The organism is Pontibacter sp. LHS2 (assembly GCF_058932845.1).
Genome location: NZ_JBZYWG010000001.1, coordinates 404,518 through 418,667 on the forward strand (window position 1 = coordinate 404,518; position 14,150 = coordinate 418,667).

A 14,150-nucleotide genomic window follows, 5' to 3' on the forward strand; every position below is an offset into this window, starting at 1 on the left:
TAATAAAAATAATAATGTGTGTTGGTTACTTACTTCGATTTAGTGTAATTCATAGCCGCTTTCACAAACTTCACGAAAAGCGGGTGCGGGTTAAGAACGGTACTCTTTAGCTCCGGATGGTACTGCGCCGCCACAAACCACGGATGGTTCTGTAACTCGATCACCTCCACCAGGCCCGTATTCGGATTTATGCCAGAGGCGATCATACCCGCCTGTTCGTAATCAGCTAAGTACTTATTATTGAACTCATAACGGTGACGATGGCGCTCCGATATTTTGGACTTGCCATAAATAGAAAATGCTTTTGAGCCCTTTTTTAGTTCACAGGTATAGGCACCCAGTCGCATGGTACCGCCTTTCTGCGTGATCTCTTTCTGGTCTTCCATCATGTCGATCACCGGGTAAGGCGTGTTCGGGTCCATTTCGGTAGAAGCGGCACCTTCCAGCCCCAGCACATTGCGGGCAAACTCCACGGCAGCACACTGCATACCCAGGCAGATGCCCAGGAACGGTATACCTGCTTCGCGCACAAAGCGGATCGCTTCCAGTTTGCCTTTGAAGCCACGCTCACCAAAACCAGGCGCTACCAGCACACCGTCCATACCTTGCAGCAGACTGACTACGTTCTCGTCATTGATGTTCTCTGACTGGAACCACTTGATGTTTACCTTGCACTCGTTGGCTGCACCGGCATGCACAAACGACTCTACAATTGACTTGTAGGCATCCGGCAACTCCACATACTTGCCCACCAGGCCAATGGTAACTTCTGCCGTCGGGTTCTTAAGACGGCCCAGGAATTCTTTCCATGTTTCCAGTTCCGGCTCACCGCGCTGCGGCAGTTTCAACTTCGCGATCACCCGCTCATCCAATTTCTCCTTGCGCATGAGCAGTGGCACGTCATATATTGTTTCCGCATCGATTGACTCGATCACAGAGTTTTGCTTCACGTTACAGAACAGGGCAATCTTTTTGCGCAGGTCCGTCGGTATATGGTGCTCAGAGCGGCAAACCAATATGTCGGGCTGCACACCAGCCTCCGACAGGTCACGCACCGAATGCTGTGTTGGCTTTGTCTTCAGCTCACCGGCTGCTTTCAGGTAAGGTACCAGTGTCAGGTGGATCACACAGGTTTCGTTCACACCCAGTTCCCAGCGCAACTGACGCAATGCTTCAATGAATGGCAAGGATTCAATATCGCCCACGCATCCACCAATTTCGGTGATTACGATGTCATATTCACCTGACTCACCCAAAAGCAGCATGCGGCGCTTGATCTCATCTGTGATGTGGGGGATAACCTGTACAGTTTTACCTAAGTAGGCACCTTCACGCTCCTGTGTGATCACATTGTAATAAATGCGGCCAGTGGTCACATTATTTGCTTGCGAAGTAGGCACATTCAGGAAACGCTCATAGTGGCCCAGGTCCAGGTCAGTCTCGGCGCCGTCTTCGGTCACGAAGCATTCGCCATGCTCATAGGGGTTGAGCGTGCCTGGGTCGATGTTGATATAAGGGTCGAATTTTTGGATTGTTACAGAGAAGCCCCTTGCCTGCAGCAACTTAGCAAGAGAAGCGGAGATGATACCTTTACCGAGTGAGGAGGTAACGCCCCCTGTAACAAAAATATATTTAGCAGCCATAAGTTAGGTTAAACTTTATGGGCTACAAAGGTACAAGATATATTTGATTTTGCGGTACGATGTCCCATTGTTCTGTTTTTTGCATAGGATATCTTTCTTAATATTCAACTGATACTATAAATAAAAAGCCCCAATCTAGGTGATTGGGGCTTTCTCAATTTTATTCTATCCGAAAATTAACTTTTCGGATTCAGGATGTTATCGATGCGCACCAGTGCGTCCTGCAGGTGGTACTTCGTCATGCTATCCTTTGTCTTCGGCAGAGAGGCCTTGATCTGGTTGCGTAAGGCAGTCAGTTCGCCACGTACCATCGGACGGATATCAGACTGCGACACGTTTACCTGCGTGAAGCCCATAAAGGCGCGGGCGCCGCTAGGAACCGAACGCTGCTCTTCCTTCATCAGATGTTCCATGCGGTCAAGGTAGCCGCGCTGCAGGTTACGACGGTACATATCCACCGTTTTGCCGCTTCCGATCTCAGACCATAAGCCATTGCGCAAATCAGCCATCATCTCCGGCAAGGTATAGGTACTGCTACCCAGAGAAGCCTGTGACTCCATCAAGCGCTGCATACGGCCCGGCTCCAACACATTGTTCAGGATGTTCACCTGTGCCGTGCGTACACGCTCCACAGCACCAGCTGACTCGATCTTACGGAGGATGTTCTGATCCAGCATCCAGGTAGGAGTAGAGAAGCCCTGCTCGTTAAGGAACTTCATCGCACGCTGCTGCTTTTCTTTTGGCACGGCAGCGTACACATCGCCTTTCTGGTCGTAGGTTTTGTAGTTTTCGTACACACCACCAATGTTAGCCGTTACGTGGCCCATGTAGCGGTTCCACTGGCCCAGCACCTGGGTATACATCTCCTGCAAGTCGTCATAGTTTTTGTTCTCCTCTTTCGTCCACTCCATCAGGTTCGGCATGATGCGCTTCAGGTTCAGTATACCGTAGTGGCTGGCCAGCATGGCATCGTCACCTAAGTCTTCAGTCTGTGAAGAAGGATCTACCGGGTTACCCTGCTGACGGCCAAAGCGGTACATCGGGTCGTCACCTTTATCCAGAATCCACTGGGATAGCTTAGCTACGTTATCGTATCCGTTCATCTCCGGGAAGTACGAGTAACCCCACTTCACAGAGTGCTTGTCATACACGCCTATACCTGGCATGAGCGCCACACCTTTGTCCTCTGGCTGCGCCACGTAGTTGAAACGGGCATAGTCCATGATAGAAGGGGCGGTACCCATTTCCTTGGTAAACTTGGCATCACGCAGTTTTTCCACAGGGAAGGCGGCACTAGAGCCCATGTTATGTGGCAGACCCAAGGTATGGCCTACTTCGTGTGCCGATACGAAACGGATCAATTCCCCCATCACTTCATCTTTGAACTTAATGCCACGTGCATCCGGGTTCACGGCTGCTGTCTGCACAAAGTACCAGTTACGAAGCAGGTTCATCACGTTGTGATACCAGCCGATGTGGCTTTCCAGGATCTCGCCTGAGCGCGGATCGTGCACATTTGGTCCGTAGGCGTTCTGCGTTTCGGAAGAGAAATAGCGGATCACAGAGTAACGGGCGTCTTCGGTGCTGAACTCCGGATCCTCTTCCGGGGTAGGGGCGTCTTTTGCGATGATGGCATTCTTGAAGCCGGCAGCCTCAAATGCTTTGTTCCAGTCTTCCACACCTTGCTTCAGGTAGGGGCGCCACTTCATCGGCGTAGCCGGGTCAATGTAGTAAACAATCGGCTTGATAGGCTCTACCAGTTCGCCACGGGCATAAGCCTCCTTGTCTTTTGGCTCGAGTCTCCAGCGCACGATGTAGCGACGCTTGGCAGCACGCTGCTCGTCGGTGCCATAGTCTGTCTGTGATAGTGTAAAGTAACCTACACGCTCGTCAAATCGACGGGCCGGCATTGGTACTTTAGGCAGCAGGAGCATAGAGTGGTTGAGCTCTACAGTGATGGTTCCAGCATTGGAGTTGGCGGGCGGATCAGTCGCCTCGTAGGTCATGAGTGAGCGTGCCTCAATGTTGAGCGGGAAGCTTTTGATACTCTCCACGAAAGAGCGCTTATCGTCCAGTTTCTTCACTTTATGTTCCTCACGCTGGCGCTTGTTCAAGCCAAGTGCCTGCACGTCTTTTGAGAAGAAGTCAGTTACTTCCACTACCGAAGCACCGTTGTTGAAGGCCTTGATGTCGAAAGCCTGGATCACAGGTGCCAGGTTGGAGTTCTGTACGGAATGGTAGATTTCCAGTGTGTCGCTCGCTACGTTTTGATAAGAGATCAGGCGCAGCAGCATGCGGTTGCCCTTTTTCTCCCAGCGCAGCATCTGGCGGTTCAGCTCTTCACCCCCATAACCGAGGTTGGTAGCGGTCTTGGCGATACGGCTCACCATGAGCATGTCACGGTTCAGGAGCGTGTCCGGAATTTCGTAGAAGTACTTTTCGTCGATGCGGTGCACCTTGAAAAGGCCTTCGTCTGTTACGGCACTCGGGGTAATGACGCTGGCATAAGGTTTTACACCGTTGTCGTCTTTTTTAGGAGTGGCCGGGGTAGCCTGTGTGGTGGTTACTTCCTGCTTAGCTTTTTTCTTCTTCTTCTTTTCCTTGCTTTGGGCAAAGGCGGGAGGTGCTACTAGAGCACCAGCCAGAAGCAGTGTAGCCAGCCGGGCGTAGCGTACATTTTTGCTCATAATGGGGTGAAAGATTAGGTTGTTTTTGGATTAGTGTTTTACAATATACCGGTTTAGGGTAACTGATAAAAGACTAAGCCCGAAAAGAATGGTTTAATGTGAGATGCCTGCTTATTTTTTTATACCTGCTAGGGGATTATTAAAGCTCTGAAAATAAACAATTCCCAGCAGAATGAGTAAAAAATTAGATGAGGCTATACCTTGTTAAAACCTCTAGTTGACTCCCTCTCAGTTAAGCATTTAGTGACTTAACTATCGGCGTGTATCGTCTTTGCTCCTGGAACGCACTCTATTCTTCTATTATCCCGAAAAGCATGCGAATATCATTTGTTATAGCACTCGCCTTATGCTTATGTTTTGTCTCTCCGGTTAATGAATTAACTGCGCAAGGACATGAGACCAAACACGGTACCGTCAACCTGCAAACTTCTTGTGGTGAGGAAGCACAGAAGCATTTTGATACTGGTCTGGCACTCATGCATCACATGATGTATGAACAGGCAGAGCAGGAGTTTTCTGCCGCCGCACAAGTTGCGCCGGATTGTGGAATGGCTCAGTGGGGCATTGCCATGAGCTACATCCACCCACTTTGGGGTGAGCGGCCTTCTGATGATCATCTCCGGAAGGGGCAAGCGGCGGTAGAGGAGGCGATGCAGCAAAAGAACCTGACTGCTCTGGAGAAAACTTATATTAAAGCGGTATCGCGGTTTTATGAAAACTGGGAAAATACGAGCTATGCAGATCAATTAAAAGCTTTTGAGGCAGGGTATAAGGAAGCCTACGCAGCTCATCCGGAGGAAGTAGAGGCAGCGGCTTTTTATGCCTTAGGGCAGCTGGGTACCGCTCCGAAGACAGATAAAACTTTTGCAAAACAGAAAGAAGCTGGTGAACTGCTTGAACAGCTGCATGCCAGGCATCCCGACCATCCGGGACTGTTTCATTATATCATCCACGCCTACGACAACCCTCTGCTGGCGAACAAAGCTGTGAAAGTATCGCGGGAGTACGAGCGCATTGCGCCGGATGTGCCGCATGCCCTGCACATGCCAAGTCATATCTTCATCCGTCTCGGCCAGTGGACTGACGCCGTGGACTGGAACATACGTTCCGCCGATGCCGCATTACGGCATTCATCCAAGGAGGCTGTTTCTATGCACTACCCGCATGCTTTGGATTACATGGCATACGGTTACCTGCAACAGGGGCGAGACAAAAAAGCGCAGGAGGTATTAGAGAAATTGCAGGGTGTTGCGGGCTACGCTCCCAGTTTTGCAACGGCCTACGCGCTTGCGGCTATACCTGCCCGCCATGCACTGGAACGAGGGAAATGGGCGGAAGCTGCCGCCCTACCAGTACGTTCACCCGAAAACTTCACGTGGTACAATTATCCGGGAGCAGAGGCCATTACGCATTTTGCCAAAGGTATTGGAGGTGCCCGATCTGGTAACACCAAAGTGGCCGAAGAAGCCATTGTGGCGCTAGACAAATTGCGGACGCAATTGAGCGGCGCTGGAGATACATACTGGGCGGCTCAAGCAGAGGCCCAGCAGATGGCGGTACAAGCCTGGCTGGAATATCAAAGAGGAGATAAAACCAAAGCGCTGGCCATGATGCGGGAGGCGGCTGACAAAGAAGATGCGTTGGATAAACATCCTGTAACGCCAGGGGCTGTTTTACCGGCCCGAGAGCTGCTAGGTGATATGCTTTTAATGAGCAAAAAGCCTGCTGAAGCCATGCTGGCCTATGAAGCAAGCCTAAAGGTGTCGCCTAAACGCTATAATAGTCTGTATGGTGCGGCCCTCTCTGCTGAAAAAGCCAAAGACAAACAAAAGGCAAAGAGTTACTATACAGAGTTACTGGAAATCAGCCCGGAAGCCGATGGAGACCGTGAGACATGGGTACTTGCCAAAAAACACGCCAGCAAAAAGTAAGCTAAAACTCAATTGTGAGTTGGTAACCCTCCATTTTGTCATGCTGGTAGAGGAGGGAAGAGGCGGTTATACCCAGTAGTCGCACCGGATAGGCTGGCAACTGAGGCGTGCGCAACAGGTCGCGGGCGATGGTGAAAATGGCGTCCACTGACTTGATCTCACCCAGAAAGGTCTTGCTACGGGTGGTCTGGTTGAAATCAAAATATTTGATCTTGACCGTGATGGTTTTGGCCGTAGCCTGCAGTCGCTCCATGTCATGCGCTACTTCCTTGGCCAGCCTGTCGAGTTCGGCCAGCATCACCTCTTCTTCTGTCAGGTCTACCTCAAAGGTGCGCTCCGAGCCGATGGACTTGCGGATGCGGTGCGGCTGCACCTCCCGTTCGTCCTGTGCGCGGGCAATGCGGTAGTAATAACGCCCCGTTTTGCCAAAGTGCCGCACCAGTTCTTCTTCGCTACGCTCCCGCAAGTCGGCACCGGTCAGTATACCCATGCTCTGCAACTTGGCAGCGGTCACTTTCCCAATGCCATAGAATTTCTCGATGGCCAGTGCAGCTACTATTTCCTCGGCCTTGTCTGGCGTGATCAGTGTAAAGCCGTTGGGCTTGTTCATGTCCGAGGCGATCTTGGCCAGAAACTTATTGAAAGACACACCAGCCGAGGCGGTCAGGCCGGTCTCCTCCTGAATTTTGGCTCTGATCTCGTTAGCAATAATGGTAGCGGAGGGCATCCCGATCTTGTTTTCGGTCACGTCCAGGTAAGCCTCGTCCAAGGAAAGCGGCTCCACCAGATCAGTATAGGAATAAAAAATCTCCCGGATCTGACGCGACACGGCACTGTATACCTCAAACCGTGGTTTCACAAAAATCAGCTGCGGACAGCGCTGCGCCGCGATCTTGGATGCAAGCGCAGAGTGTACGCCATACCTGCGAGCCTCATAACTGGCTGCGGCCACCACGCCCCTAGCCCGCGAACCACCCACCGCCACAGGCTTACCACGCAACTCAGGGTTGTCGCGCTGCTCCACAGAAGCGAAAAAGGCGTCCATGTCGATGTGGATGATCTTACGAATAGGCGTATGCATGGCTACAAAGATACGGAGAATTAGAGTTCAGGAAGTTAGAAAGGTATAGCCAGCCTTCACTTGTCTAGTCGCTTATGCGCTATACCTTCTAGTATCATCAACAATCAGCCGGTGACGATCGTTAATCTATTATTGTCAATCATCAATTTGACCATCCAACAATTTAAATATCAAAAAGAACTATGAAAGTATTATTTGTATTGACCTCACACGATCAACTCGGCGACACGGGCAAGAAAACCGGTTTTTGGGTAGAGGAGTTTGCCGCTCCCTATTATACTATGGCCGATGCCGGGGTGAAAGTGGAGCTCGCCTCCCCAAAAGGAGGACAACCACCAATCGACCCGAAAAGCACTGAGAAGGATGCGCAGACAGAGGCGACAAGGCGATTCTATGAAGACGATGACCTGCAGCACAAGCTCTCCCAGACCATAAAACTGAGTGAGGTAAGCGCCAAAGATTATGATGCCGTATTTTTCCCGGGAGGTCACGGACCGCTATGGGATCTAGCCACCGACAAGGACTCAACCCGTCTGATCGAAGAATTTGCAAAACAGCAGAAACCAGTGGCGGCCGTTTGCCATGGACCAGCTGCCCTGATGCAGGCCAAAGGTGCGGATGGTGAGCCGCTCGTGAAAGGTAAAAAGGTAGCAGGCTTTACCAACACTGAGGAGGAGGCTGTGCAGTTAACGGACGTGGTACCTTTTCTAATTGAGGACCGCTATCAGGAGCTAGGCGGTATATACTCTAAAGGAGATGACTGGCAGCCTTATGTGGTCACAGATGGCTTGCTGATCACAGGGCAGAACCCGGCCTCGTCAGAGCCAGCGGCAGAAGCCTTGCTGAAAATGCTTAAAAAGGAGAAGGCGGCTTAATCAAACGGTTTTCCGTATACCTTACTATCAGTGTAGCGTGAAAATCCCACCTATCTCCTAACTGGGAGCGGTGGGATTTTTATGTTAAGTTGATAGGTCTGCGTGGCTTCACAGAGGTTTAACATCAAATCTCTCAATTCCAAGTCTGTTGTTTGGGGTGATGGAAGTTGAATTGAATATAGCCATAACCTGACTGCCCTTTAACTTTAATACCTTTTGATCTAAAAGATGAAAGGTATTCCTATGATTGTCATTTTGTTAAGAATCCAGGTTAAAGAGTATTTAAACCTTTGCTTCTTGTGGGGGCAGGGACCCTTCAGAACCAAGACCCTTACAAGAGACAAAAAGAACTGAGCCAAGAGACAAAAAGAACTGAGCGCATCTATCCTCAAAGGGATAGTTGTACCTGGAACCAAGCTTTCTATGCATTACAGTACAGCACAATATGCCCTACACCTGAAACAATCAGGTAGGTGTTAGGGTAATTGATGTATATACATTATTTTGCGGTAAAGAAATTTAAGCCTTATGCGAAAGATAAAGAAATTACATAAAGCAGTATATGCGCCCATGGATGACTTGGTTACCTACCGGGCTTTACCCACGCGTGAAGTAGAGTACATCGATCCCTTCTTGTTCCTGAACCACCACGGTCCGCAGGTATATAAGGCCGGCAACAGGGGGCTACCTTTTGGTCCGCACCCGCACCGCGGCTTCGAAACACTGACCTTCATTCTGGACGGCGACATTATGCACCAGGACACGGGCGGAGGGAAGGATGTCATTGAAGCAGGTGGGGTGCAGTGGATGACAGCCGGTAGTGGTTTGATCCATGCAGAGGTATCGTCTGACAAGTTCAAGAAGGAAGGTGGCCCGCTGGAGATCTTGCAGCTTTGGTTCAACCTGCCCGCCGAGCATAAAATGACCGCTCCAAAGTACATCGGCCTGCAAAAAGACAAAATTCCGGTAGTGGAACTCGACAATGGCAAGGTGCGTGTAAACGTGATTTCCGGTAGCTGGGGTGAGGCGCAGGCGCCTATCCAGAACCTGAGCGATATTCACATGGTGAGCATAGAAATGCAAAAGGGCAGTGAGTTCGTCTACAACATCCCTTCGGAGCGCAACATTTTCTTCTACGTAGTGCGCGGTGCTGTCAAGGTCAACGGCGAGACGGCTGAAAAACTAACGCTGGTGGAGTTTGCAAACGAGGGAAAGGAAGTGAAAGTGGAAGCAACGGAGGATGCTTACATTCTCTTCGGCCATGCCCACCCATTCAACGAGCCAGTCGTATCGCATGGACCATTCGTGATGAATACCGAAGAGGAGATCCGTGAGGCTTTCCGCGACTACCAAATGGGTAAAATGGGTACTTGGAGTTAGGATGTTAAAAAATTAGAAAGTTTAAAAATTTAACGGTAGGCTTGTAGGGACAGGTCGCGACTTGTCCAATCGTGCACCAAATTTAGACCGGTCACGGCACAGCATAAAAAAGCCCTCTTTCCCGACCGGGGAAGAGGGCTTTTAATTATAGCATCAGCTAATTACTTAGCTTTCAATCATTATCTGCCGCGCTTTGGACCACCACCTTTTGGGGCATCACCGCGTTTACCGCCACTTTTCGGAGTTGCGCTCCTGCCGGGTGCAGATTTAGGGGAGCCTTTAAAGCTACCGCTTCGTGTGCTCTTGCCCGGACTACCAGCGCCGTCTCTGGAAGTGCTTGTTCTTTTAAAACCATCTCTCGAATCGTCTGTTCTTCTGGTGCCGTCGCTTCCTTTGGCTGAAGATCCGGGTCTGCCACCTTTTGCAGGGCCTTGACCCGCACCGCCTCTGGAAGGCGCACCCGAGGCACCACTTCTGGATGAAGCGCTTCTAGCGCCGCCTCTTGCCCCGGAACGTTCACCTCGTGCCGGTCTGTCATAGCTACTTTCTGAAGTCTTTCGGCTGCTCGCTCCCTTACCGCCGGGTACAAGGCTGGTCAGACTGTTGACTTCCTGTGGCGTTAGTACGCGCCAATGGCCTGTTGGCAATTTAGCCAATGAAAACTCACCGAAGCGTACACGCTGCAAGTGCACCACCTTATACCCAAGGCTTTCGCACATGCGCTTCAGGTAGTGATCCGTGCCCGGCTTTAAGGTGATTCGGAATCTTGTCTGATTTTCTTTAGACACGGAATTGTTGACGCGTTCTTCTCCGGGTATTGGTTCTCCGCCACCGCTCATTTTGTGCAGGAAATCAGCCGTGATCGTTTTATCGACCGACACCACATACTCCTTCTCGAACTTATTGTCCGCACGCTTCACGCCGCGCACAAAGTCGCCGTCGTTGCTCAGGAAAATGATACCTTCCGCCTCACGTTCCAGCATGGCGGTTGGCTCCAGCGTAGCCGGAAAATTGATGGCCCGTACCACATTGTCGCGCACGGCCATGTCGGAAGTGGCCGACATGTTGGCCGGTTTGTTAAAGATCAGGTATACCGGTTTCTCCTGCTTCACACGCAGCATCTCATCGTCGATGCGTACTTTGTCCTTCGGTGTCACTTTCATGCCCGGGTCAGTCGGTATCTTCCCGTTCACCGTCACGCGGCCCTGTTCTATCAGCTCGTCAGCATCGCGACGGGAGCAAAAGCCCGAGTCGCTGATGAATTTATTTAGTCTTTTTGGTTCCATGATGTTCGAGGCGTTCGTGTAAACTCTAATCGACACACGTTTCTACGCCAATTCTTTAAGAAGAAGCAAAATTACGGGAAAATATAGGTTTACCTACTTCTTTGCGGCAACTGATATATTTGAGAGAGCTAAATATAGAATCGCCTATTCGTTTTCGAGCGCATAGGAAGTCTGCCGCATAGAAACTGCGAACCCTATGAGACAACCTACAAGTGCCGGTACAATCCAGCCCATGCCGAGGCTGAACAGTGGCAGGTACCTGGCGAACACTTCGCTGATGCCCAACTCAAATCCTGCTGCGCCCAGGCCTTCCACCACACTCACAATACCCGTTAGCAGCACCGACCAGGTATAGATCGCATTTCTGTTACGAAGCAGGGAGCCAAACAAGGTCAGGGTAATCAGGACGATCACGATCGGGTATATTGCCACCAGCACAGGTATAGAGAAAGAGATGATCTGCGTCAGACCCACGTTTGAGATCAGGGCACTCACCAGTGTCAGACCTAATACATATTTCTTATAGGAGATAGAGGGGCGTAGTTTGTTGAAGTAGCTGGAGCAGGCCACAATAAGCCCTATACTAGTGGTGAGGCAGGCAAAGATAATAGCCACACTGAGAATCAGGCTTCCAAAGGTGCCAAACTGCAGTTGCGATATCTGGCTGATGATAAGTCCACCATTCTCCAAGTGGCCGATCGCCTCTACGCTCGTCGCTCCCGAGTAAGCCAGTCCTACATATACTAAACCAAGTCCGGCTGCCGCCACCAGGCCCGCTGTGGTGCAGACTTTGGCGATTTGCTTCGGACTGTCTACCCCCTTTGCTCGGATGGCGTTAATTACAATCAGGCCAAAAATAAAAGAGCCGATGGTATCCATGGTCAGGTAGCCTTCCTGAAAGCCTTTGAAGAAAGGAGCTGCTTCGTACGCTGCCAGTGGTTCGGTTACAGATCCCAGCGGCGATATTATATTCTGCACCAGCAAAGCAGTCAGGATGATCAGCAGCACGGGTGTCAGCATCTTGCCAATGCGGTCTACCACCTTGCCTGGGTTTAATGCCAAGAAGTAGGTCACCGTAAAGAACACCACCGAATACAGCAGCATACCCCAGCCGGATGTTTTCAGTCCCTCAGACAGGAAAGGGGCAATTCCGATTTCGTATGACACAGTGCCGGTCCGAGGAACTGCAAACAGCGGTCCGATAGTCAGGTAAATTATAACCGGAAACAATAATCCAAACAGGGGATGTACCTTGGCTGAGATAGACTGCACATCTTCGTTTTTGGACATACCAATAGCAATGACGCCTAACAAGGGAAGGCCCACACCTGTCATCAAAAATCCAATGATAGCCGGAGTGAGCTCAGTGCCAGCAGCCTGACCCAAGGATAATGGAAAAATAAGGTTACCAGCGCCAAAGAAGATAGCGAACAGCATTAAACCTATAAAAAATGTTTCTTTAAAAGAGATGCTTCTTACTTTCACAATATTTGGTACTCAGTGAGAGGATGTAATGAATCTAACTGCAAGTAAATATCCAACTCACCAAAAACCTACATTTATCTTGTGTTTAGTAAGAGCCGGCTAATTTGAGACCTATTTTCAAGTCTGAATAGAACTTGATTATAGGTGTCTAAGAAAAAATGAAGTTACTAGAGATGATGGGAGAATCTGTTACAGGAAGTGGTTACTTGATCTTACGCAGCATGCGGGCAGGTACAACTACCAAATCTCCGTCCTCAAACTCAACGAGCATATTGGCGTTGCGCCCCCTGATGCACTTCTCCTGGTACCTGACAGCCTTACACCTTTTGCCGACATAGCGGCTCTGCAGCAACCGGGAAAGCTTATCGCCGAGATAAGTATATTCCATACTACTATCAACCTACTTTCAGCCACTGCAGGGCCATACCTGCGTCTTCAAAGTTTCTGAAAGCAAAAGTGGGTTTCAATTCATCTATCAGTTTACTTGCATGCTGCTTTGCCTTCTCTTCTCGCTCCCTATTCAGGGAACCGAGGCGTGCTGTCATCTCCAGGCGGGTATTGCGGAGACTGTAGTACAGTTGTCTGATCAGCTTAGAGTAGGTTTCTTCTTCTACCTTCACCTGGTTGAAACGGGAGTCTATCAGTAGCTTCTTGATGTCATAAAACGTAATCACCTCCTTGAGCTTCTCGAAAGCATACGTGAGTTGGGAACTGGTATAGCTGTCAATGTCGGGCCAACTGACTGAGAGGATGTCTGTGGCGGCATCATAGTTAAGCTCGATTAAGCCGTCGCGGTGTAAAAGCATACAGTGATATTAGAAATGGCTGTACCAAATCTACAAATATTTTTTCAGAGATACGATTTGGTAGATTATCTTTAAGTAAAGAACTGGTTGATTATGTGGGGCTTAATTTTAGATGGGACGCTCAGGGTTAGCTGAGCACTTCAAGTTTGAAACCATTTTAGCCCGGCCAGCCTTATATAGGCATTACTCCGATCGCAAGATTATATTATGTTGGAATACTCCATGTTCGAAAGGCTCCCTTACCGGAGCCAGCGGGAAGCCCTAAAAAAAGAAGGCACGCTCATCGCGAGACGCCAGGTAAACGGGTATACTATACTGTTGTATACCTGGGGGCATACCTTTGTTGAGGTATGGACAGGTGCTGAGGCCGAGGTCGTGAGTACATTCAAGCGAACGGTCGATGCACTAGCGGTGCTAGAGCCTTATGCTAATGATGTCGATATCCGGCAGTTGATCGACCGTTTATAGCCAGAGAAGCCTACAAACACAAATCCCATCTGTAGCAGGTATAGCCTTGCAACAGATGGGATTTCTTATGTCAGAATAGAGCGTCTATTTTTTGAGGGAATACTGTCTGAGCCATTCTTCAGCAGAACTCTTATCTTCAAACACTTTGGCTGTAAATGCCTTTAGCTTGCTATAAAAATTAGAGGCGGTTGACTCGGCAAACGTCTCAGGAGTCGTGATCATGGCAAAGTACTGAATTCCTGCTTTGGCTGCTCGTGGGCTCCAGTCGTTGAGCACCCAATTGAGCGAATGATCCCATCCACCTATTATCAGACGGGTGTCGTTGAGCACACAGTTAAAACCTGCCTCAGCTACCGCTTCGGTATAAGCTTGTGCTCCTGTTTTAATGTTCTCCTCGGTTAGATAGCCCATCCAGTTCACATGTACCCACCTGTTTTGAGAGTCCACTTCTATGGTGAGGTATACACGGCCAAATGGGTTTCTTAGTTCACGCTTCATCGATCGCTTA

The 14,150-nt window shown here is 49.9% G+C and carries 12 protein-coding genes; 4 read left to right on the plus strand and 8 right to left on the minus strand.

Translation table 11 applies throughout. The features are described from left to right. Positions 1-29: 29 nt before the first annotated feature. The gene (pyrG, locus tag AC5FX6_RS01725) at positions 30-1,643 is read right to left on the minus strand and encodes a CTP synthase (protein WP_493595299.1); all 1,614 of its coding nucleotides are present in this window, start codon (positions 1,641-1,643) and stop codon (positions 30-32) included. Between the two features lie 176 nt (positions 1,644-1,819). Continuing rightward, on the minus strand, positions 1,820-4,330 hold the full coding sequence (locus AC5FX6_RS01730) for a zinc-dependent metalloprotease (RefSeq protein ID WP_493595300.1): 2,511 nt from the start codon (positions 4,328-4,330) through the stop codon (positions 1,820-1,822). Between the two features lie 314 nt (positions 4,331-4,644). On the opposite strand from AC5FX6_RS01730, the gene AC5FX6_RS01735 reads away from it, so the two are divergent. Further along, a complete protein-coding gene (locus tag AC5FX6_RS01735) occupies positions 4,645-6,261 on the plus strand; it encodes a tetratricopeptide repeat protein (RefSeq protein WP_493595301.1) in 1,617 nt (538 codons plus the stop codon). Position 6,262: 1 nt separating this feature from the next. On the opposite strand, the gene dinB is transcribed toward AC5FX6_RS01735, so the two are convergent. Beyond that, entirely contained in the window at positions 6,263-7,342 is a 1,080-nt protein-coding gene (dinB, locus tag AC5FX6_RS01740; RefSeq protein ID WP_493595302.1) for a DNA polymerase IV, read from the minus strand. 182 nt (positions 7,343-7,524) lie between these two features. Between dinB and AC5FX6_RS01745 the strand changes: the two genes are divergently transcribed. After that, entirely contained in the window at positions 7,525-8,217 is a 693-nt protein-coding gene (locus AC5FX6_RS01745; RefSeq protein ID WP_493595303.1) for a type 1 glutamine amidotransferase domain-containing protein, read from the plus strand. Positions 8,218-8,745: 528 nt separating this feature from the next. Next, positions 8,746-9,597 (plus strand): pirin family protein, encoded by an 852-nt coding sequence (locus tag AC5FX6_RS01750; protein ID WP_493595304.1) that lies wholly within the window; start codon positions 8,746-8,748, stop codon positions 9,595-9,597. 179 nt (positions 9,598-9,776) lie between these two features. Here the strand turns inward: AC5FX6_RS01750 and AC5FX6_RS01755 are convergent, their stop codons facing one another. From AC5FX6_RS01755 to AC5FX6_RS01770, 4 genes are all read right to left on the minus strand, one after another. Then, complete coding sequence (locus AC5FX6_RS01755; protein ID WP_493595305.1) at positions 9,777-10,883, minus strand: pseudouridine synthase; 1,107 nt, start codon at positions 10,881-10,883, stop codon at positions 9,777-9,779. A 144-nt stretch (positions 10,884-11,027) separates the two neighbouring features. Next, positions 11,028-12,368, minus strand: a complete 1,341-nt coding sequence (gene brnQ, locus AC5FX6_RS01760; protein ID WP_493595306.1) for a branched-chain amino acid transport system II carrier protein — start codon at positions 12,366-12,368, stop codon at positions 11,028-11,030. A gap of 202 nt (positions 12,369-12,570) precedes the next feature. Beyond that, positions 12,571-12,756, minus strand: a complete 186-nt coding sequence (locus AC5FX6_RS01765) for a hypothetical protein (RefSeq protein ID WP_493595307.1) — start codon at positions 12,754-12,756, stop codon at positions 12,571-12,573. Between the two features lie 7 nt (positions 12,757-12,763). Further along, on the minus strand, positions 12,764-13,174 hold the full coding sequence (locus AC5FX6_RS01770; RefSeq protein WP_493595308.1) for a hypothetical protein: 411 nt from the start codon (positions 13,172-13,174) through the stop codon (positions 12,764-12,766). A 207-nt stretch (positions 13,175-13,381) separates the two neighbouring features. On the opposite strand from AC5FX6_RS01770, the gene AC5FX6_RS01775 reads away from it, so the two are divergent. Next, a complete protein-coding gene (locus AC5FX6_RS01775) occupies positions 13,382-13,642 on the plus strand; it encodes a hypothetical protein (protein WP_493595309.1) in 261 nt (86 codons plus the stop codon). Between the two features lie 84 nt (positions 13,643-13,726). Here AC5FX6_RS01775 and AC5FX6_RS01780 read toward each other — a convergent pair whose 3' ends face one another. Further along, a complete protein-coding gene (locus tag AC5FX6_RS01780) occupies positions 13,727-14,140 on the minus strand; it encodes an STAS/SEC14 domain-containing protein (protein ID WP_493595310.1) in 414 nt (137 codons plus the stop codon). Between the last annotated feature and the right edge of the window lie 10 nt (positions 14,141-14,150).